At 55.5% G+C, this 19,547-nt stretch carries 18 protein-coding genes; 7 read left to right on the plus strand and 11 right to left on the minus strand.

Annotated features, from left to right (window positions below):
- Positions 1–149: 149 nt before the first annotated feature.
- The 3 genes from CNE01S_RS18235 to CNE01S_RS18245 all read right to left on the minus strand — a co-directional run bounded on the left by CNE01S_RS18235 (position 150) and on the right by CNE01S_RS18245 (position 4,153).
- Positions 150–1,253 carry a branched-chain amino acid ABC transporter substrate-binding protein gene (locus CNE01S_RS18235; RefSeq protein WP_162473298.1) on the minus strand — a complete coding sequence of 368 codons (1,104 nt, stop codon included), beginning with the start codon at positions 1,251–1,253 and terminating at the stop codon, positions 150–152.
- A 257-nt stretch (positions 1,254–1,510) separates the two neighbouring features.
- Positions 1,511–2,755, minus strand: coding sequence for an aromatic amino acid transport family protein (locus tag CNE01S_RS18240; RefSeq protein WP_061277668.1), 1,245 nt, complete (start codon positions 2,753–2,755; stop codon positions 1,511–1,513).
- Between the two features lie 132 nt (positions 2,756–2,887).
- Complete coding sequence (locus CNE01S_RS18245) at positions 2,888–4,153, minus strand: 4-aminobutyrate--2-oxoglutarate transaminase (RefSeq protein WP_061277669.1); 1,266 nt, start codon at positions 4,151–4,153, stop codon at positions 2,888–2,890.
- A 118-nt stretch (positions 4,154–4,271) separates the two neighbouring features.
- Here CNE01S_RS18245 and pdxR point away from each other — a divergent pair, with 118 nt between their 5' ends.
- Positions 4,272–5,762, plus strand: coding sequence for a MocR-like pyridoxine biosynthesis transcription factor PdxR (gene pdxR, locus CNE01S_RS18250; RefSeq protein ID WP_061277670.1), 1,491 nt, complete (start codon positions 4,272–4,274; stop codon positions 5,760–5,762).
- A gap of 200 nt (positions 5,763–5,962) precedes the next feature.
- Here the strand turns inward: pdxR and rpoH are convergent, their stop codons facing one another.
- The 4 genes from rpoH to ftsY all read right to left on the minus strand — a co-directional run bounded on the left by rpoH (position 5,963) and on the right by ftsY (position 10,421).
- Positions 5,963–6,817, minus strand: a complete 855-nt coding sequence (gene rpoH / locus CNE01S_RS18255) for an RNA polymerase sigma factor RpoH (protein WP_016538584.1) — start codon at positions 6,815–6,817, stop codon at positions 5,963–5,965.
- Between the two features lie 256 nt (positions 6,818–7,073).
- Positions 7,074–8,129 carry a permease-like cell division protein FtsX gene (gene ftsX / locus CNE01S_RS18260; protein ID WP_061277671.1) on the minus strand — a complete coding sequence of 352 codons (1,056 nt, stop codon included), beginning with the start codon at positions 8,127–8,129 and terminating at the stop codon, positions 7,074–7,076.
- Entirely contained in the window at positions 8,122–8,790 is a 669-nt protein-coding gene (gene ftsE, locus CNE01S_RS18265; RefSeq protein WP_061277672.1) for a cell division ATP-binding protein FtsE, read from the minus strand. Before ftsE ends, ftsX begins: the two co-directional genes overlap by 8 nt.
- A 2-nt stretch (positions 8,791–8,792) precedes the next feature.
- Positions 8,793–10,421: a signal recognition particle-docking protein FtsY gene (ftsY, locus tag CNE01S_RS18270; protein WP_061277673.1), complete on the minus strand. Its 1,629-nt coding sequence runs from the start codon at positions 10,419–10,421 to the stop codon at positions 8,793–8,795.
- A gap of 181 nt (positions 10,422–10,602) precedes the next feature.
- On the opposite strand from ftsY, the gene rsmD reads away from it, so the two are divergent.
- Both rsmD and CNE01S_RS18280 read left to right on the plus strand, forming a co-directional pair.
- Positions 10,603–11,190: a 16S rRNA (guanine(966)-N(2))-methyltransferase gene (gene rsmD, locus CNE01S_RS18275; RefSeq protein ID WP_061277674.1), complete on the plus strand. Its 588-nt coding sequence runs from the start codon at positions 10,603–10,605 to the stop codon at positions 11,188–11,190.
- Between the two features lie 5 nt (positions 11,191–11,195).
- Positions 11,196–11,465 (plus strand): DUF1145 family protein, encoded by a 270-nt coding sequence (locus tag CNE01S_RS18280; RefSeq protein ID WP_096754169.1) that lies wholly within the window; start codon positions 11,196–11,198, stop codon positions 11,463–11,465.
- Here the strand turns inward: CNE01S_RS18280 and CNE01S_RS18285 are convergent.
- On the minus strand, positions 11,453–11,824 hold the full coding sequence (locus CNE01S_RS18285; RefSeq protein WP_061277675.1) for a DUF2500 domain-containing protein: 372 nt from the start codon (positions 11,822–11,824) through the stop codon (positions 11,453–11,455). The two genes, CNE01S_RS18280 and CNE01S_RS18285, sit on opposite strands and share 13 nt — an antisense overlap.
- 121 nt (positions 11,825–11,945) lie before the next feature.
- On the opposite strand from CNE01S_RS18285, the gene CNE01S_RS18290 reads away from it, so the two are divergent.
- Positions 11,946–12,572, plus strand: a complete 627-nt coding sequence (locus CNE01S_RS18290) for a lysoplasmalogenase (RefSeq protein WP_061277676.1) — start codon at positions 11,946–11,948, stop codon at positions 12,570–12,572.
- A 2-nt stretch (positions 12,573–12,574) separates the two neighbouring features.
- Here CNE01S_RS18290 and CNE01S_RS18295 read toward each other — a convergent pair whose 3' ends face one another.
- The 3 genes from CNE01S_RS18295 to CNE01S_RS18305 form a co-directional block, all read right to left on the minus strand.
- Entirely contained in the window at positions 12,575–13,945 is a 1,371-nt protein-coding gene (locus tag CNE01S_RS18295; RefSeq protein WP_245874351.1) for a PTS transporter subunit EIIC, read from the minus strand.
- Positions 13,946–14,001: 56 nt separating this feature from the next.
- Positions 14,002–15,072: an SIS domain-containing protein gene (locus CNE01S_RS18300; protein WP_061277678.1), complete on the minus strand. Its 1,071-nt coding sequence runs from the start codon at positions 15,070–15,072 to the stop codon at positions 14,002–14,004.
- Positions 15,073–15,235: 163 nt separating this feature from the next.
- A complete protein-coding gene (locus CNE01S_RS18305; protein ID WP_061277679.1) occupies positions 15,236–16,282 on the minus strand; it encodes a LacI family DNA-binding transcriptional regulator in 1,047 nt (348 codons plus the stop codon).
- A gap of 184 nt (positions 16,283–16,466) precedes the next feature.
- Here CNE01S_RS18305 and zntA point away from each other — a divergent pair, with 184 nt between their 5' ends.
- The 3 genes from zntA (at position 16,467) to CNE01S_RS18320 (ending at position 19,541) form a co-directional block, all read left to right on the plus strand.
- Positions 16,467–18,680: a Zn(II)/Cd(II)/Pb(II) translocating P-type ATPase ZntA gene (gene zntA / locus CNE01S_RS18310; RefSeq protein WP_061277680.1), complete on the plus strand. Its 2,214-nt coding sequence runs from the start codon at positions 16,467–16,469 to the stop codon at positions 18,678–18,680.
- Positions 18,681–18,822: 142 nt separating this feature from the next.
- Positions 18,823–19,134, plus strand: coding sequence for a type II toxin-antitoxin system HigB family toxin (locus tag CNE01S_RS18315; RefSeq protein WP_038477862.1), 312 nt, complete (start codon positions 18,823–18,825; stop codon positions 19,132–19,134).
- Positions 19,131–19,541, plus strand: a complete 411-nt coding sequence (locus tag CNE01S_RS18320; protein ID WP_061277681.1) for a helix-turn-helix domain-containing protein — start codon at positions 19,131–19,133, stop codon at positions 19,539–19,541. Before CNE01S_RS18315 ends, CNE01S_RS18320 begins: the two co-directional genes overlap by 4 nt.
- The last annotated feature ends 6 nt before the right edge of the window (positions 19,542–19,547 follow it).

Here is a 19,547-nt window from a genome sequence, read left to right on the forward strand (position 1 = left end):
GGACACGTTCACCGTGCTGTGAACTTATATGGAAAACGGATATACGGGTGAACGGAAAAACCACGGGCTAAAAAATATCGCTCCAGAAACCTCTGCGAGAAACCTTTGCGTAAACATTAAAACGGCAACCCTGGGTTGCCGTTTGCTGTTTATTTTGCGTCGGTGGCCGTGCCGTTGGCATGCCAGGTAAACACGCCGAACTCAAAGCCTTTCAGGTCGCCCTTCTGGTCCCAGGACAGCGGCCCCATCACGGTATCCACGGTCGCCCCTTTCAGGTACTTAGAGATTGCAGCCGGATCTTCGCTCTGGTTCAGGCCAGCAGCCAGCGACTGCAGCGCCGCGTAGGTTGTCCAGACGAACGCGCCGCTTGGATCCTGTTTCTTGGCTTTAATGGCGTCCACAATTGGTTTGTTGGCAGGAACCTGATCGTAGTTCTTAGGCTTGGTCACCAGCAGACCTTCTGCAGAATCCCCGGCAATGTTAGACAGAGAAACGTTCGCCACGCCTTCCGGCCCCATGAACTGAGTTTTCAGGCCAGCGGCGCGAGACTGACGCAGGATCTGCCCCATTTCCGGGTGGTAACCACCGTAGTAAACGAAGTCGATATTTTCTTTCTTCAGGCGAGCAACCAGCGTAGAGAAATCTTTCTCACCGGCGGTGATACCGTCGAAGAAGACCACGTTAGCGCCACCTTTTTTCAGGCCGTCCTGCACGGAACGCGCCAGACCTTCACCGTACTGCTGCTTATCGTGGATAACGGCAATGCGCTTAGGCTTCACGTGTTCCAGGATGTATTTCGCCGCGGTTGGGCCCTGATCTGAGTCCAGGCCGGTGGTGCGCAGGGTCAGCTTATAGCCACGCGCGGTCAGCTCCGGGGCAGTAGCCGCCGGGGTGATCATCAGAATGCCTTCGTCTTCGTAGATATCAGACGCTGGCTGAGTAGAAGAAGAGCACAGGTGACCGATAACGTACTTGATGCCGTCGTTCACCACTTTGTTCGCTACCGCGACCGCTTGTTTCGGGTCACAGGCATCGTCATATTTGGTAATAACCAGTTTATCGCCTTTGATCCCGCCTTTGGCGTTAATGTCGGCCACCGCCTGCTCGGCGCCGGTAAATTCCTGATCGCCGTATTGCGCGACCGGCCCAGACATTGCCCCTACTACCGCGACCTTAATATCTTTTGCCATCGCCGCGTGGCTCATTGCCAGTGCAATGCATCCTGCCAGTAAGGCTTTACCCGTCATTTTCATCCTGAGAGTCCCCATTGTTATGGTTATTGAATTTGTTGTGTTGTTGTTTGTTAGCGCATTATTCTGTTTGTAGGTATAAGAAAAGCATATGATAGCTAACTTAAGGGCAGCAGCCGGCGCTACGGCAGCACACTATGCTAAACATAGCGCCATTTGCGATAATTTGGAAAGACATATTTGAAGGTTAGATAACGGGAATGTGACAAAAAAATAACCGCGCCGGAATACCTCCAGGCGCGGGGGAGCAAGCGTCAAAATCACCAGCCCGCAGGCAGGTATCCCAGAGCGGAAGCAACCGCATAAACGGCACTGCAGAGGTAAAGCAACACAATGAAAATCTGAATCAGCGGATGGGTCATAAACGGCGGACAAGTCCAGCCCGGCGTAACATCACCGCTGCGGCGAGCGCCTTTAATCATCAGAATCGGCATAATCGACAAAATCACGCCGCTGAACACGCCGGCAAAATAGAGCGCATTCACAAACGACACCAGCCCGCTGTAGGCCAGCACGAAAGGTGGAATCGCCACCACCAACAGCACCAGGAAACGCTTCAGGGAGAGTTCGTCACTGCCCAGGCGGAAGCGGTCAAAGATATTGGTCAGGAAGCTGCCGCCCAGCCCCCAGTACGACGTCAGCATGGCGCAAAGCGCGAACAGGTTCGCCGAGAAGAACGCCCACTCTCCCAGCGCTTTCCCCCACGAAATGGTCGCCACCTCAGAGATATCGTCCAGGCCGTTAAGCATGATGACCGACATCGGCACCAAGGCCAGTAGCGCGAAGGTTACCACCATGCCAACGATAATCGCCTTCGGCAGCTTCTCTGGCTTATCGGCAAAACCTCGAGCCATCTCCGGCACGATGTACTGCGCCGAGAAGCAGAACACCACCACGTTGAACACCGGCACCATGTACAGCCAGTTGCCTTCCAGCAGATAGCCGACGCTGGTCGTTTCTTTTAGCAAGGTGGCGATAACCAGCACCGCGATCATCACCACCATACCGATACTAATAAACTTTTCCCCGCGCCCGATGGCCTTCAGGCCCATGTACAGCACGCCCGCAGCAGGAATGAAAAACAGCACGCTGCCCAGCGCCGGAGAAATACCAAACAAGGAGTGCAATAGTTTGCCGCTGCCGGTCATATAGGCGGTCAGTGCGCCCACGCTGTTCACGCAAACCGAGAGGAACATCATCAGCGCGCCAAAGCGGCCGACGTAGCGCAGCGACAGTCCGCTGAGCTGCAAATGCTGGCGAGTGCGCAAGGTCGATTCGGCGACGTAAAGCATCGTCACTGTGGTCAGGCTGCCCACCAGCACCAACCAGAACAGCAGCGGCCAGAAGCCTGCTTTGCTCGACGCATAGGTGATGGAAAGCACGCCCGCGCCGATGTTGGTGCCGACGATCATCGACACGCCTTCGACGAAGCTCAGGGATTTACCGGGGACAGCCGTTCGCTCCCCGCGCGCGATGGCGGGAGAGAAGGTGGAGTTTTCAGACATAATATTTTCCGTATTACTCCGGCGGTAACGCCCGCCGGAAAACAGGGGATATCAGGGTGATAAACCACTTCACGCTGGGCAACAAAACCTTCTGTTAGGACGGGCTTCCCTGCCGCCGCACTGTACGAGGCTTTAGCCCTTCAGCACCTGGGACAGAATGGCCAGCGCTTTGGTGAACTGAGCATCAGGAATGGTCAGAGGATAAAGGAAGCGGATCACGTTGCCGTAGACGCCGCAGCTCAGCAGCAGCAGCCCTTGTTCCTGAGCCTTCAGTTGGACCTCGCGGGTAAATTCCGGCGAAGGTTTCCCGGTCTGCGGATCGTTAAACTCCACCGCCACCATCGAGCCCTGCCCGCGCACGTCAACAATGGCCGGGCAGCTTTGGCGCGCCTGATTCAGGACTTCTTTCAGGTGTTCACCAAGCTGGGTGGCACGCTTGCACAGCTGCTCTTCTTTGATCACATCCAGCACCGCATGAGCCGCCGCAACCGCCAGTGGGTTACCCGCATAAGTGCCGCCCAGGCCACCAGGCGCAGGTGCATCCATCACTTCAGCGCGACCCACAACGCCGGACAGCGGGAAACCACCGGCCAGGCTTTTCGCCATCGTCATCAGGTCGGCCTTAACGTCGTAATACTCCATGGCGAACAGCTTGCCGGTGCGCGCGAAGCCGGTCTGCACTTCATCGGCAATCAGCAGAATGCCGTGGGTGTCGCACAGCTTGCGTAGCGCCTGCATGAATTCAGGTGGCGCAACGTTGAAGCCGCCTTCGCCCTGAATCGGCTCCAGCACGATGGCAGCAACCTGATCGGCGGCGATATCCGCTTTAAAGATACGATCGAGGCTTTTCAGCGCATCTTCAGTGGTGACGCCGTGCGCGGCATTGGGGTAAACCGCGTGGTAAACGGAGCCTGGGAATGGGCCGAAACCGATTTTGTAAGGAGCCACTTTTCCGGTCAGCGCCATGGTCATGAAGGTACGACCGTGGAAGCCGCCGCCAAAGGTAATCAGGCCAGGACGTTTGGTATAAGCGCGGGCAATTTTGACCGCATTCTCAACGGCTTCTGCGCCGGTGGTGAAGAACGCGGTTTTGGCTGGGCCATCAATCGGTGCCAGTTCGTTAATGCGCTCGGCCAGAGACACATAGCTTTCGTAAGGGACAATCTGATAAGCCGTGTGGGTAAAGGCCTGCAGCTGTTTCTCCACGGCGGCAATGACCTTCGGGTGACGATGGCCGGTGTTCAGCACCGCAATCCCGGCGGCAAAATCGATAACTTCATTGCCTTCCACATCCCACAGGGTGGCGTTCTCAGCCTTCTCTGCAAAGTAGCTACACATCACGCCCACGCCGCGCGGCGTGGCCTGTAAACGACGCTGATTCAGCTCTGCACTTTTCACCTTGGTCTCTCCTGTTATGTCAGTCACTTTATCGCAACAAATCAGAAACAATGTCGTTTATTTACACAGGTATTGGCCCTATAATCGAGTACCAATTCAGATTATCTGAGGGATCCAATTGCGAGATTTAGTGGGTGATTTGATTCTTGTCCGACTGCAGGAAGAGACCGATATTCTGCTGCATAAGCGCCTTTATAATGCACTACGGCGCTCAATTCTGGATGGCTCATTGCCGCCCCACGGCCGCCTGCCTGCTTCCCGCGATCTGGCCAGCGAGCTCAGCATTTCTCGTAACACTGTATTAACAGTTTATGAGCAGCTTATGACCGAGGGGTACGTTTCCTCCCGCCAGGGCAGCGGAACATTTGTTGAAAAAACGCTGCCGGATCGCTTCACCTCCACAGGGAACATTGGCGAAAGCGGCGCGCCCCCTGCCCCGGAGGTTTCAATTTCCCGCCGCGGCCAGCATCTTCTGTCCCAGGTCAGCGCCAGCCCTCGCCAGTGGGGAGCTTTTATTCCTGGCGTCCCGGACGTTAACGCCTTCCCTCATCCGCTATTCAGCAAGATTCAGGCGCGCATCAGCCGTCGCCCTAAGCCGGAGCGCCTGAGCTATAGCTGCAACGGCGGCACGCCTGAGCTACAGCACGCTCTGGTCGACTATCTACGTGTCTCGCGGGGAGTAAACTGCCAGGTCGACCAAATCCTGATCACCGAAGGGATCCACCAGGCTATCGATCTGGTTACACGGATGCTGTGCGACAGGGGCGATCTGGCGTGGATCGAAGAACCTTCTTACTGGGGTATTCGTCACGTGCTGACGATGAATGACGTGCGGATAACGCCGCTGACCGTCGACGCGAACGGCCTTTGCCCGCCGGAGACGGTCACCGAAGCGCCGCGTTTAATCTTCGTCACGCCGTCTCATCAGTACCCGCTGGGGGCGGTGATGAGTCTCGAACGTCGCCAGCGCCTGCTGGCCCTAGCCCGCCAGCACGGCAGCTGGATTATTGAAGATGATTACGACAGCGAGTTTCGCTTCTCAGGCCAGCCGATCCCCGCTCTGCAGGGGCTGGTCGCCGAAGCGCCGGTGGTTTACATCGGTACCTTTAGCAAAACGCTTTATCCAGGGCTGAGGCTTGGCTATGTGGTGCTGCCGCGCCCGCTGGTAAATGACCTGAAAACGGCGCACGCGGAGCTGTATCGCGGCGGTCATTCCCTGATTCAGCAGGCGCTGGCGGAATTTATTACCGCCGGGCATTATTCGGCCCATATTCGCCGTATGCGCCTGCTGTACGGCCGGCGCCGCGCCTTCCTGACAGAGCTTATCTCCCGCTACTGCGGGCCACAGGCGCTGTCCGACTTCAGCGATAACGCCGGTCTGCATCTGATTTTGAACCTGCCTGATGAGGCTGATGATGTGGCGATTGCTGAGCGCGCCAACGCCCGCAATATTCTGGTGCGGCCCTTGTCACGGTATTACCTGACAGAGCAACGTAAGAAGGGATTATTGATGGGATTCGCCAGCCTGCCGGAAAACGAAATGGAAGCGGCATTTGCCATGCTGTTGGAATGTATGCCGGAGGCTAAAAAACAAAACGCCCCAGCATAGTGGGGCGTTAGCGTTTCTGACAAAGAGGGAAAAAGCGTGGTTTTTCCCTCTTTGTGTTAAGCAGTCGAAAATCAATAAATTGATTTTCCTGGTTTATTTTCAAGTGCCCACAGATATTTCTGCTAATACCTTGGCTGATCATCAGTCTGAGCGCCCCAGCATAAAGTGGGGCGTTCTCGGTGCGCGGTACGGTATCGGCGTTAAGCTTCGATAGCGGCGCGCAGTTTTTTCATCGCGTTCTTTTCAAGCTGACGAACGCGCTCGGCGGACACGCCATAGCGGTCGGCAAGTTCCTGCAGCGTGCTTTTGTTGTCTTCATCTAACCAGCGCGCGCGAATAATCTGCTGGCTACGCTCATCGAGACCCTGCATCGCATCGCTCAGCTTGTCTGCGGCGTGAGATTCCCAGTTATCGTCCTCAATGCCGTCGGCAAAGTTAGAGGATTTATCCTGCAGGAACAGCACCGGCGCCATTGGCTGACCGTCGGAATCGTCGTCGTTAGACATGTCGAAGGTCATATCCTGCGCCGCCATGCGTGATTCCATCTCAAGCACGTCTTTGCTGGACACGCCAAGCTCGTTGGCGACCATTTCGACTTCATCCTGGTTGAACCAGCCCAGACGCTGCTTGGTTTTACGCAGGTTAAAGAACAGCTTACGCTGTGCTTTGGTCGTTGCGACTTTCACAATACGCCAGTTACGCAGCACGTATTCATGAATTTCAGCCTTGATCCAGTGCACCGCAAAGGAGACCAGGCGAACACCCACTTCCGGGTTAAAACGGCGTACTGCTTTCATCAGGCCAATGTTGCCTTCCTGGATAAGGTCTGCCTGCGGCAGGCCGTAACCGGAATAGTTACGCGCAACATGAACAACAAAGCGCAGGTGAGACAGGATCAGCTTTTTCGCTGCTTCCAGACTGCCCTGGTAATGCAGCTTTTCAGCCAGCTCCTTCTCTTCCTCAGCCGTTAACATCGGCCAGGCGTTCGCAGCCCGGATATACGACTCCAGGTTACCAACAGGGGCTAAAGCTAAATTTTGCATTTCTTTGGTCATTCAAACCCTCTCTTAGAGACTACGTACGGTTTGCCATTCGGGTGGCTCAGGCGCACCGACAACACGTCAGGGGCCAGACCGTACCATTCACTGTACTCTCAGACAGTGATGTTATCCACAAGTTCAATGTAAAGCTGTGAATAGATTACACACAAAGTGTGACGGTTACTGCAGCTTGGCAGGGGGCACAGCGGTGTAAAACGCACTCCCTGCTGACGACGTTATCGTAGCAGGGAATGAGTATATCAAAAACTTTTTACTCCGGCGTAAAGCGGCGTAAATGTTGAACAGTGGCAAGCCAGGCTGCCAGCCAGCCGATCATCGAAGAAACCAGCAGCAGCAGCAGACATTCGTCAAAGCCCAGGCCACTGATATCAAACTTAGTCCCAAACACCTGCGCCACGTCCGTCACCGCCGAAGACAGGCGCATCACCAGAATCTCAGACAGGATCAGCGACAGGAACGCACCGCTGAACCCCAGTAAAGCCCCGCCATACAGGAACGGGCGTAGAATAAAGCCGTCGGTAGCACCGATAAGTTTCTGCACGTTAATGGTGTCACGGCGGGCAAAGATGCTCAGACGCACCGAGTTACCAATAACGAGGAATACTGCGGCAACCATCAGGATGCCAATCATCGCCGCCACGCGCCCGACCAGCCCGGTCAGCGCCGCGAGACGGGCAAACCAGCTGTCATCCATGCGCACTTCATCGACGCCATGAATCTTCGCCACGCGGTCACGCAGCGTATTCAGGTGGTCCGTGCTCTGGAAATCCAGTTTCGGATTCACCACCGCCACTGCGGGCAACGGGTTTTCTTCCAGCATATCCAGCGCGCCGCCAAAGCCCGACCAGTTACGAAACTCGCCCAGCGCTTCTTCGCGGGAGAGGTAGTTAACTTTATCAACGCCCTCCTCAGCCTGAATAGCGCCCACCACCTGCTGAGCGGCGTTGTCGTCCAGCGCCTTATCGAGATAAACGGTGATTTGAGGCGATGGGTAATATTGGGTCGCCGCCTGGTTCACGTTCTTGTAGACCATATAGCAGACGCTAGGCAGCGTCAGGGAAATGGCAATGACCATCACCGTCAGGAAAGTCGCCAGCGGCTTGCTTTTCAGATCCTGAAGCGCCCCTTCCCAGGCATAGCGGAACTGCTCATTCACGCCACCTTTCAGGGATTTGCTTTTGGACTGCGGTCCTTTGCCACGTTTTTTCACTGAACGGCCAAGATCACCTAACTTGTTCAGTTGGTTGATTTTATCCAGCTTGTTACTGAAGCGCTTGATATGGTTGAGCGCACTGTGTTTATTCACCTGTCAGGCCTCCATGCAAATGGCCATCGCTGAGGGTCAACATTCGGTAATTGCGACGCGAGATAAGCCCCATGTCGTGAGTAGCCATCAGTACCGTCACGCCCACGCGGTTAAACTCTTCGAACAGACGAAGAATACCTTCCGACAGCGCATCATCAAGGTTACCGGTCGGCTCATCCGCCAATAGCACAGCAGGTTTATTCACTACGGCGCGAGCGATGCCCACGCGCTGCTGTTCACCACCGGAGAGTTGGATAGGAAAGTTCTTCGCTTTGTCCAGCAGGCCGACCTTATCTAATGCCGCAGACACGCGGCGGCGAATATCTTCGCCGCTGGCACCCGCGATGATCAGCGGGATGGCCACGTTGTCGTACACGGTTCTGTCCATTAACAGATGGTGATCCTGAAAGATCATCCCAATCTGACGACGCAGGAACGGTACTTCACGGCTCTTCAGGCGGCTAATGTCATGCCCGCTGAAAAAGATCTTCCCATCGCTGGGCCGCTCGATACCGCAGATAAGCTTGAGCAGAGTACTCTTCCCTGCGCCAGAATGGCCGGTCAGAAAGGCCATCTCGCCCGGTTGCATATGGAAGGTGACTCCCTGCAACGCTTGTCTCCCACCGAGATAGGCTTTACTGACGTGTTCAAAGCGAATCATTGTTAATCCTCTCGGGCAAAAAGTGCCTCTATAAAGTCGCCCGCATTAAACGGTCGTAAATCAGAAATTTGTTCGCCGACGCCAATGTAGCGAATCGGAATGCCGAACTGGTCTGCCACAGAGAAGATTACGCCACCCTTGGCGGTACCATCCAGTTTGGTCAGGGTGATGCCCGTCAGCCCCACCGCTTCGTGGAACAGTTTAGCCTGGCTTATCGCATTCTGACCGGTGCTGGCGTCGAGGGTGAGCATAACCTCATGCGGGGCATCCTCGTCCAGCTTTTTCATAACCCTGACAATTTTCTTCAATTCTTCCATCAGGTGCGATTTGTTCTGCAAACGCCCTGCGGTATCGGCGATTAACACGTCGATATTACGCGCCTTCGCCGCCTGAATAGCATCGAAGATAACCGAGGCGGAGTCCGCGCCGGTGTGCTGGGCCACGACAGGAATATTGTTGCGCTGGCCCCAAACCTGAAGCTGCTCAACCGCCGCCGCACGGAAGGTATCGCCTGCCGCCAGCATCACGGATTTACCCTGTTGCTCAAACTGACGCGCCAGTTTGCCGATGGTGGTGGTTTTACCCACGCCGTTCACACCAACCATCAGGATAACAAACGGCGTTTTACCTTCCACATTAAGCGGCTCGTCCACTTTGGCGAGGATCTCGCTCATCTCTTCTTTCAGCAGGCCATACAATGCTTCCGCATCACGAAGCTGCTTGCGGCTTGCGCCTTCGGTCAGATTGGTGATGATTTTACGCGTGGTTTCCACCCCAACGTCGGCAATCAGCAACTGCTCTTCCAGCTCTTCAAACAGATCATCATCGATTTTCTTGCCGCGGAACAGACTGATAAATCCGGAACCGAGATTTTGTTTGGTTTTGACCAGGCTGCGCTTCAGGCGAGCGAAGAAGCCTTCTTTGGTCGGTTTTTCCTGCTCTTGCAGCGCGGCAACCGGAGCAGCCTCTTCGACAGCCTCTTCTTCCGGTTCGTCATCAAGGACTTCTTGTGCAACGGCTTCATCTTCAACGGCAGCTTCGTGTGCGAACAGTGCTTCTGCTTCAGCCACTTCTTCGTTGACGATCTCGTCCTGCTCGGCCTGCCATTCGTCCGGCTGTTCTGCAGTTTCAGCAATCTCTTCCGGCAGCGGCAGCGTTTCGTGCTCTACGACCGCGACAGGCTGCTCGATAATTTCTGGCTCTTCTACAACAACCGCCGGTTCAATCGCCTCTGGCTCGGCAACCACTTCGGGTTCAATAACCGGCTCTGGCTCGATAACCGCCACAGGTTCTGGTTCAGCAACGACCTCAGGCTCAATGGTCACTTCCGGCTCAGGAATCATTTCCGGCCCGGCAACCAGCGCTTTTTCTTCCGCGGCTTCTACAAGCTGGGCGTTAACCTCCACGACCTGCGCAGCAAACTTATCGGACTCCTCCAGTGAGTGCTCACTAACTGAATCCTGCGATTCCTGCTCGGCAGCCTTAGGCTGTTGAGGTTCATCCTGTGTGGGAGCCTGTTCAGTAACCGGTTGTTCTTCTACTACTTTTTGTTCTGTTTCTGCTTCCGGCTGCTGCTCTTTCTGGCCAAATCCCAGCCAGGAAAAAAAGCCACGTTTTTTCTCTTTCGCCATTTGCGACTACACTCCTCGCTGTTAACTCATGGCACAGACCCGATTCTGCTTGCCACGGGCATAAAAAATAGTGCGTTAGTCTATCACTTTCCCGGCGCGGCATCACTCCGGCGGATTAAGGTTTCCTGGCCGGGCGAGCACCGTTAGAATAGCCGCAAAATTTAGCATCGCAGTGAGAGCAATGAAGAAACCCCAATCCGCTGGCTCCGGCCAGATTCGCATCATCGGCGGCCAATGGCGAGGTCGAAAACTTCCGGTGCCCGACAGCCCCGGCCTGCGTCCGACAACGGATCGCGTGCGCGAAACGCTGTTTAACTGGCTGGCTCCGTCAATGGTAGATGCGCATTGCCTCGACTGCTTTGCCGGCAGCGGCGCGCTCGGCCTGGAGGCGCTCTCCCGCTATGCTGCCAGCGCTACCTTGATTGAGATGGATCGCGCCGTCTCCCAGCAGTTGCAAAAGAATCTTGCGACCTTAAAAGCCAGCAATGGCAAAGTCCTCAACGCCAATACGCTGAATGTGCTTGCGCAGCCCGGCACGCCGCATAACGTCGTTTTCGTCGATCCGCCGTTCCGTAAGGGATTGCTGGATGAAACGTTAAACTTGCTCGAGAAAAACGGCTGGCTGGCAGATGACGCGCTAATCTACGTAGAAAGTGAAGTGGAAAATGGTCTGCCGGCGGTGCCCGCAAGCTGGGCGCTGCACCGTGAAAAAGTCGCCGGTCAGGTGGCTTACCGCCTGTTTATTCGTGAAGCTCAAGGAGCCGCATAATGCCGATTCTGATTAACTTTGGCCGCCTGCTGATGCTTTGCGTCTGGGGCTTTCTGATCTTTAACCTGGTTCACCCTTATCCGCGGCCGCTCAACATTTTTGTTAACGTCGCGCTGATCTTTATGGTGATTATGCACGGCCTGCAGCTGAGCCTGCTGAAAGCCACGCAGCCCAAAGACGGCCCGGCGCTTGCCCGTGGTGAACAGATTAAGATTTTCGTTTTTGGCGTGTTTGAGCTGCTGGTCTGGCAGAAAAAGCTGCGTCAGGGCAAGTGAGTTTCTTCGGGGACGAAGCTGACGAAGCGCGTCCCCTTATAGCTCAGCGTGCCTTTATCCCCCACCGTTACCGCATGGTACTCCGCCGCTTCTACCCGCATTTTCATCTCCATGCCGCCGCTTTGGGGCGCAAACCAAATCTCATAGCGGATTGAGTCCTCAGGCGGCGTCAGTTCCCGCTGGCGCGAGCGTCTGTCATTGGACGGTTTTTCACGTTTGGTCGCCACCACCACTTTTTTTACGCTCAGCGGCGCCGCGTCGTTTTCGATATTCTGGCGGCGCTGCTGAAAATAGCGAAAAGAGGCGGCTACCACGATGACCACAACGATGGCGATAATAAAAACAGGGGGCTTGCTCATGGCTTTTTCTCGAATTGTCAGACACTTTTCAGCATAACCCTGGCGCCGCGCCGTTGTCATCTGCGCCGCTTAGCCACTAGACTGAATACTGTTACGCCAACAATTAAAATAAGGATATGCCATGCTTTGGTCATTTATTGCTGTTGCGTTATCGGCCTGGATTTACATTGATGCTTCCTGGCGCGGGTCCACCTGGCAACGCTGGATTTTCAAGCCGGTCACCCTGCTGCTCCTGCTGCTGTTGGCCTGGCAAGCACCGATGTTTGAAGCCACGGGATACCTGATTGTGGCGGGTCTTCTGGCGACGCTGGTCGGCGATGCGCTCACGCTGTTACCAACCCAGCGCCTGCTCTATGCGGTGGGAGCTTTCTTCCTTTCGCACCTGCTGTATACCATCTATTTTGCCAGCCAGATGACCTTAGCCATTTTCTGGCCGCTGCCACTGGCTCTGCTGATCATCGGCGCGCTGCTGGTGGCGACTATCTGGACGCGGCTGGAAGCACTGCGCGTCCCTATTCTGACATTCATCGGTATGACGCTGGTGATGGTCTGGCTGGCCGCCGAGCTTTATTTCTTCCGCCCGACGGCCCCAAGCTTCTCCGGGTTTGTGGGCGCCAGCCTGCTGCTGCTGGGCAACATTGTCTGGCTGGTCAGCCACTATCGCCACCGCTTCAGAGGCGACAGCGCGATTGCCGCCGCCTGCTACTTTGCCGGGCACTTTATGATTGTTCGTGCCCTGTATATCTGAGGTTAACGCCTGTCTTCCGCCAGGGAGGCAGGTTCCAGCCTGCGGGTTTTGCCGTAGATAATGGTCAATACCGCAGGCACCGTAAACGCCACCGCGATCGCAATCACCTCATAAATCATCTTTGAGTCCGGGCCGCTAAACAGCCCCAGCTCGAACACGTTCAGCACCGGCAGGAAACTGTAGGTTTTCACCCCCAGCAGCCCGGTAATGCCGCCGCCCAGCGCCGCGCCGATGCAGCCAAACACGAAGAGCATGCGGTATTTCAGGTTCACGCCGTACAAAGCTGGCTCGGTAATGCCGAAGAAGGCGGAAAGCGAAGCAGAAATCGCTATCTGCTTATCTTTCAGGTTGCGGGCAATAAAGATAGCGCCGAACGCCGCACCAAACTGCCCCATCACCGCCGACATAAACATCGCCATAATGGTGTCGTAGCCGTTGACCTGAATGTTAATCAGCGCCAGAGGAATAATGCCCCAGTGCACGCCGAACACCACGAACAGCTGCCCAATCCCCGCCAGCAGCGCACCGGAAATTACCGGGCTGAGGTTGTACAGCCAGGCATAGCCGTTAGCGATGCCAACGCCAACATAGTCGGCCACCGGGCCAATCACGGTGAACACCACAAAGCCGCTAATGATCAACGATAAACAAGGCACGAACACCAGGGCAGCAATCTCCGGGATCACCTTTTTCAGCCAGCGTTCGACATGGCTCAAGAAGAGCACGGCAAACACCGCCGGGATCACCGCCCCGCCGTAGATTTTCACGTTAAGCGCCAGGCCCATGACGTGGAATGCGCCGGGCACGCTGGCATCCGTCAGCGGGAAGATCATCGCCGCCGTCAGCGCCAGGGCGCTAAATTTATTGGCCTTAAAGCGTTCCGCCGCGGTGACAGCAATAAACATCGGCAGCATAACGAAGACGCCGCTGGACAGCGCATTAAACACGGTGAACACATACGAATGAGTATCCACCAGGTTCATCGTTTGCAGCAGAACCACGATACCTTTTACAACCCCAACGCCCGCCAACACGCCGATGTAAGGAGTGAAAATCGCCGAAAGCGTGGCCAGCAGGCGGTTAATCACCGATCCCTGCGGCGCGGCTGGCTCCTCTGCGGAAGACTCGCCCATCTGCGCCGTTATTGCCTGAAAGACTTTTTCAACCTTTGGCCCAATCACAATCTGGAATTGCCCAGGGTTTTCAACCAGCTTGACTACCTCCTGCAACTTATAAAGCTCGTCTTTATTAATCTTACTTTTGTCTTTGAGGGTAAAACGCAAACGGGTTGCGCAGTGGGTAAGATGCTCTATATTTTCTGCCTCGCCGACGTGCTGAATTATCTGCCGGGCAAGTTGACTGAAGGTAGCCATAATCATTCCTTAGTAGCAAGGTATGGAAATTATTGTGGTGTAGGATACAGCCCGTATCAGGCGTAATCGCCCGGTTTAGTTTTGCTTTTCACCGACACGCCAAAATCGGTAAAGATGCGCTGCGGAAGATTATTGCCCTTTGCCTCGGCAATATGGTGAGCCAGTATCTGGAACGGGATAACCATGATCAGCGGAGCAATAAACTCATCAACATCGGCTTTCACCGCCAGCGTGCGTGGATCGTGGTCCTCGCCTAACTTAATGGTGTACACGTAGTCGGTATATTTCTGCTCATAGGCTTTCAGCAGCAATAAACGTTCGCGAGCCAGGCCCGGCGTATCAATAAAGAACATCCGGTGGTTGCCGTTCACTTCAAAATAAGGCCCGTGCATAAAAGCTTCCAGCTCCACGCCCTGGGAAGGAACGCGAATCGTCTCGGCAAACTTGGTTTCCATCTCTTTGATGACGCCGACGCTCGGCCCGTAGCCAATCGAGGTAAATCGCGGGGAGGCAGCCAGCTCATCCTGCCATTTGGTGAAGAAAACTTCGGTGTCGGCGATGATTCCCGGGATGGCCTGCACCGCCACGCCCAGTTTTCTCAGCTCGGCCGCTTCCTGTTCAGCGTCGATCTTCCCGCTGCGGCGAGCCGCAAACACGCCCAGCAGCATGAATTTCAGGATGGTGGCAACGTACCCTTTGGTCACATAGCCCACGCGCTCTTCGCCAATTTCAATATCAACCACATGATCAACGTTTCGCGCCAGTTCACTGCCCGTCTTGCTGGTGATGCCCAGCGTTTTTACCGCGTGAGTCTGACGAATATGCTGGATCGCGTTGATGGTCGAGGTGCTTTCCCCACTCTGGGAAACGCCTAGCACCAAATCAGCCGTCTCACTGAATTTTTCGTAGTGCTGGAAGTGGAAGGGTTCCTTCACCGTGATGCGCACGTCCGCCAGTTTTTCCACGTAGTATTTTGCGCTTTTGATGGCGTTAATGCTGGAGCCCGTAGCCAGAACCAACCACTCCTTTTGCCCCTGCAGGACCGGAAGATCGGACGGATAGCGTGCAATCATGGCGCTTAACGTCGCCTGCTCTTCATGGATGTAGGTCATCATTGTCGGTTTCATCGGCTCTCCTGTAATCAAAACCTGAAAACGTTTTCAGGTTTTAGGCTAGAGGAGTCGGGCGAGGCTTGTCAACGCCAGATCGCGCAACTGTTAGCGGGATCAAAAAATAATGTGAAGGGAAGAAGGAGGCGGATGGCTGGAAAAAGAAATCCGCCGTTGAAAACTAACAGGATTCGCCGTTCAGCAGCGTAAGAGGAATTTTTTCCACCGCAATACCGACAGCATTCTCATTCAAAATCGCCATTAACCGCGCCATCACCTCTTTGCCAATCAAAGCATTCTGGTGGTCAACGGTGGTTATGCGGGGAATAAAATACTCGCTACCCGGGAAATATTCGCAGCTCACTACGGCGATATTTTCTGGCACGGAGAAGTTCTTATCTTTTAGCGCCCGAATGGCACCTTTTGCAACGTGGTCGTTAATTGCCACAATGGCATCCGGCAAGGCTTCATTGTTAGCAATTAGCGTTTCAATAGCCTCATAGCCATGCTGTAAATAAAAGTTATTCAGCACAACGAAACTATTTTCTACCGGTAAACCTGCCGCTTCCAGCTCGGCGCGAAATACCGCTTCGCGCTCGCGAGTAATATACACATTCTTCGACCCGCCGATAAAACCAATCCGTCGGTAGCCTTTATCAATAAGGTGACGGGTCGCTAACCTCACGCATCCGGTCTGATCGCGTTCAACGCAGGCATATTCCACGCCCGGAAGCTGGCGCCCCACCACCACAACCGGCACCGTGGCGATCAGCTTTTTCAGCTCCTGCAGATACGTCGCAGAAATATCGTTGTAGTCGATGTTACCGCCGAGGATGATCACACCGTCTATCTGGCTGTCGGTGATGGAATTAAAAATATGCTCTTCGGGCACCACCGGCGCTTCGCGGGAGGCTTTGTTCGCCGATTGAGTGTCGTACAGCGTGACCTTGTAGCCCAGCCGCAAACTTTCGTGCTCAATCTGCGCCACCAGCATCACAAAGTAAGGGTTACTGATATCTGAAACGACGATTGCCAGCGTCTGGGTTTTCTTCGAAATCATCCCGCGCGCGAGTAAATTTGGGCTGAAATTATTATCCTGAATCACTTTTTCGACCCGGCTGCGCGTTTTGTCCGCCACCCAGCTGTTGTTGTTCAGCACCCGGGAGACGGTGGCGATGGACACCTGCGCCAGCTCCGCAATATCTTTGATTGTCAGTGGTTTTTTCATCGACTCATTCTCATCCCGACCTGCGGATAATACTAGGGGAAGCGCCCTGGGGAAGCAAAGGCCAATCCTGAAAACTGCCGCCCGTGAGCCAGAAACGTTATCAGGCAAAAAAGAGGCTTGACTCTGGAGTTGACTCCAGAGAGTAACATCGCTAATGAGAAAATTATCATTACCGGAGGGCGCCATGCTCAACACACCTCAAGACGGCAAAAAGCCACCGCAGTTTGCGTTTGCCAAACTTAGCCCGCTGCAGGCGGAAGGCCCCTCCTGCTGCGCCGATGACGCCTGCTCCGCACAGAAACCCGAGCCGGAAATCGCCGACAACGGCAGCCGCTACAGCTGGCACGTTGAGGGGATGGACTGCGCGGCCTGCGCCCGCAAAGTGGAAAATGCGGTGAAACAGATTAGCGATGTTCAGCAGGTCCAGGTCGTGTTTTCCACCGAAAAGCTGCTGGTCAGTTCGGCGCGCGACGTTCGCAGCGATGTAGAAAAAGCGGTTAAAGCCGCAGGCTACACCCTTAATGCAGGCAATGCGCCGAAACAGGAAAAAAGCAGCGGCCTGCAAGAGAACTTGCCGCTGATCCTGCTTATTGTGCTGATGGTGATTAGCTGGGGGCTCGAGCAGGTCAACCACCCGCTCGGCAATCTGGCGTTTATCGCCACCACGCTGGTTGGCCTGTGGCCGATAGCTCGCCAGGCGGTACGCCTGATCCGCAGCGGCAACTGGTTTGCCATTGAAACGCTGATGAGCGTCGCCGCCATCGGCGCGCTGTTTATCGGCGCCACCGCCGAAGCGGCGATGGTCTTGCTGCTGTTTCTGATCGGTGAACGTCTCGAATCCTACGCCGCCAGCCGTGCGCGCCGGGGGGTAAGCGCCTTAATGGCGTTAAAGCCGGACGTCGCTATTCGCCTCCGGGACGGCGAGCGCGAAACCGTCGCTCAGGCCGATCTTCGCCCCGGCGACGTTATTGAGGTCGCCGCCGGTGGCCGACTGCCCGCCGACGGTCGCCTGCTCAGCGGTTTTGCAAGCTTTGACGAAAGCGCCTTAACCGGGGAGTCCGTGCCGGTAGAGCGCCAGCAGGGCGAAAAAGTCGCCGCAGGCAGCACCAGCGTGGATCGCCTTGTTCAGCTGGAGGTGATTTCCGAACCCGGCGACAGCGCCATCGACCGCATTCTACGGTTGATTGAGGAAGCCGAGGAGCGCCGCGCGCCCATCGAACGCTTTATCGATCGCTTTAGCCGGATTTACACGCCGATTATCATGCTTCTCGCGTTACTGACCGCCGTCGTTCCCCCTTTGCTGTTCGGGCAGAGCTGGGAGCCGTGGATCTATAAAGGGCTGACGCTGCTGCTTATCGGCTGCCCATGCGCTCTGGTTATCTCTACGCCTGCGGCGATTACTTCCGGCCTTGCCGCCGCCGCACGCCGTGGGGCGTTGATTAAAGGCGGCGCGGCGCTGGAGCGTCTCGGTCAAATCCAGCAGGTCGCCTTCGATAAAACCGGCACGCTCACGGCGGGTAAACCGCAGGTCACCGCCATTGCCGTGGCAGAAGGGATAGAAGAAGACCAGCTTCTGGCGCTCGCCGCCGCGGTCGAACAGGGTTCCACGCACCCGCTGGCGCAGGCCATAGTGAACGCAGCACAACAGCGTAATTTGCCCGCTGTCGTCGCAGAAAATCACCGCGCGCTGGCCGGGGTTGGCGTTGAAGCGAATATCCAGAGTGAAACGCTGCTGCTCAGCTCACCGTCCAAACTTGACGCTCAGGTACTCAACGAAACCTGGCGGCAACGTATCGCGAAGCAGGAAGAAGAGGGCCAGACGGTCATCGTGGTGCTGCGTTCAGGGCAGCTGCTGGGCACCATCGCCATGCGTGACACTTTACGCAGCGACGCGCGTGAAGCGGTTACTGCCCTTCATCAACTGGGCATTCAGGGTGTGATGCTGACGGGGGATAACCCACGCGCGGCGGCGGCAATAGCCAACGAACTGGGCATTGATTATCGCGCCAGCCTGCTCCCGGCAGACAAAGTGGCGGCGGTAAACAAACTGAATGCCACCGCGCCGCTGGCGATGGTCGGCGACGGCATCAACGATGCCCCGGCGATGAAAGCGGCCACCATCGGCATCGCCATGGGCAGCGGCACCGACGTCGCGCTGGAAACCGCAGATGCCGCCCTGACCCACAACCGCCTGACCGAACTGGCAGGCATGGTGCGGCTCGCCAGAGCCACCCACAACAACATTCGCCAGAACGTGACGATTGCGCTGGGGCTGAAGGGGATTTTCCTGGTCACCACTCTGCTCGGCCTGACCGGCCTGTGGCTTGCCGTGCTGGCAGACTCAGGGGCTACCGCGCTGGTCACGGCGAACGCCATTCGCCTGCTGCGGAAGAAATAGTTTTCGAGGCATCTTCCAGATTTTTACTCAATCAATGGAGCAAGGACGCTCACGTGTAAAAATGAATCCCCCGCCCGTAAGTTGACTGATTGGCAATTTGTGGGCATAATTGTTGCCAATCAGTCAACTTCAGGATGAAGTGATGCATCTGATTACGCTGAAGACGCTTATAGAAGCGGGTCAAAGATTTCCCAGACACAGGCAGGAACTGCAAATTCTCGGCAAAGTGCTGGAAAAAGGCTTCTTTCCAACGCCGGAATCACTTAAGCGGATTTATCCTTCACTGGATAACTTTAAGTACCTCGATAAACATTACGTCATCAATATCGCCGGCAATGAACTCAGGCTGATTGCGCTTATCTTTTTTACCAGCCAGAAGTTCTACATCCGCCATATCATGACGCACAGCGAATACATGCGGTTTACTGAAACACACCGGGGAAAGAAGAGATGATTGCTGATGCGCTTAAAGCCGCCGAAGCATTGAAAACGGCGGTTCCACTGCTGGGTGGCAGCACCAGAGAAAAAGATTATCTGGCGGCGCTGGAGCTGGTCGAATACCTGCTGCTCAATGACCCAGAAAATCCACTGGTTGAGATTGTCAGCAGCAAAATCTCTGCCTGGGAAAACGCACAGCCTGAAGTACAGACGTTCCGAGCGGAAATGCAGGCAATCCCGGCCGGGATAGTCATGCTGAAAACCCTGATGGAGCATCACCAATTAAAACAGAGCGATTTTCAGCAAGAGATTGGCAGCAAGTCGATGGTATCCCGCATTCTCAGCGGCGAGCGACAGCTAACCACCGAACACATCCGCCGGCTTTCCCGGCGCTTTGGCATCTCACCTGCCCTCTTTTTCTGAGAGGGC

The organism is Cedecea neteri NBRC 105707 = ATCC 33855, from assembly GCF_001571265.1.
Classification (GTDB): domain Bacteria; phylum Pseudomonadota; class Gammaproteobacteria; order Enterobacterales; family Enterobacteriaceae; genus Cedecea; species Cedecea neteri.

Excerpts from the sequence above, each read along its gene's own strand:
- CNE01S_RS18235 (WP_162473298.1), bottom strand. The coding sequence starts at position 1,253 with ATGAAAATGACGGGTAAAGCCTTACTGGCAGGATGCATTGCACTGGCA.
- CNE01S_RS18240 (WP_061277668.1), bottom strand. The coding sequence starts at position 2,755 with ATGTCTGAAAACTCCACCTTCTCTCCCGCCATCGCGCGCGGGGAGCGA.
- rpoH (WP_016538584.1), bottom strand. The coding sequence starts at position 6,817 with ATGACCAAAGAAATGCAAAATTTAGCTTTAGCCCCTGTTGGTAACCTG.
- ftsE (WP_061277672.1), bottom strand. The coding sequence starts at position 8,790 with ATGATTCGCTTTGAACACGTCAGTAAAGCCTATCTCGGTGGGAGACAA.
- ftsY (WP_061277673.1), bottom strand. The coding sequence starts at position 10,421 with ATGGCGAAAGAGAAAAAACGTGGCTTTTTTTCCTGGCTGGGATTTGGC.
- rsmD (WP_061277674.1), top strand. The coding sequence starts at position 10,603 with ATGAAGAAACCCCAATCCGCTGGCTCCGGCCAGATTCGCATCATCGGC.
- CNE01S_RS18285 (WP_061277675.1), bottom strand. The coding sequence starts at position 11,824 with ATGAGCAAGCCCCCTGTTTTTATTATCGCCATCGTTGTGGTCATCGTG.
- CNE01S_RS18290 (WP_061277676.1), top strand. The coding sequence starts at position 11,946 with ATGCTTTGGTCATTTATTGCTGTTGCGTTATCGGCCTGGATTTACATT.
- CNE01S_RS18295 (WP_245874351.1), bottom strand. The coding sequence starts at position 13,945 with ATGGCTACCTTCAGTCAACTTGCCCGGCAGATAATTCAGCACGTCGGC.
- CNE01S_RS18300 (WP_061277678.1), bottom strand. The coding sequence starts at position 15,072 with ATGAAACCGACAATGATGACCTACATCCATGAAGAGCAGGCGACGTTA.
- CNE01S_RS18305 (WP_061277679.1), bottom strand. The coding sequence starts at position 16,282 with ATGAAAAAACCACTGACAATCAAAGATATTGCGGAGCTGGCGCAGGTG.
- zntA (WP_061277680.1), top strand. The coding sequence starts at position 16,467 with ATGCTCAACACACCTCAAGACGGCAAAAAGCCACCGCAGTTTGCGTTT.
- CNE01S_RS18315 (WP_038477862.1), top strand. The coding sequence starts at position 18,823 with ATGCATCTGATTACGCTGAAGACGCTTATAGAAGCGGGTCAAAGATTT.
- CNE01S_RS18320 (WP_061277681.1), top strand. The coding sequence starts at position 19,131 with ATGATTGCTGATGCGCTTAAAGCCGCCGAAGCATTGAAAACGGCGGTT.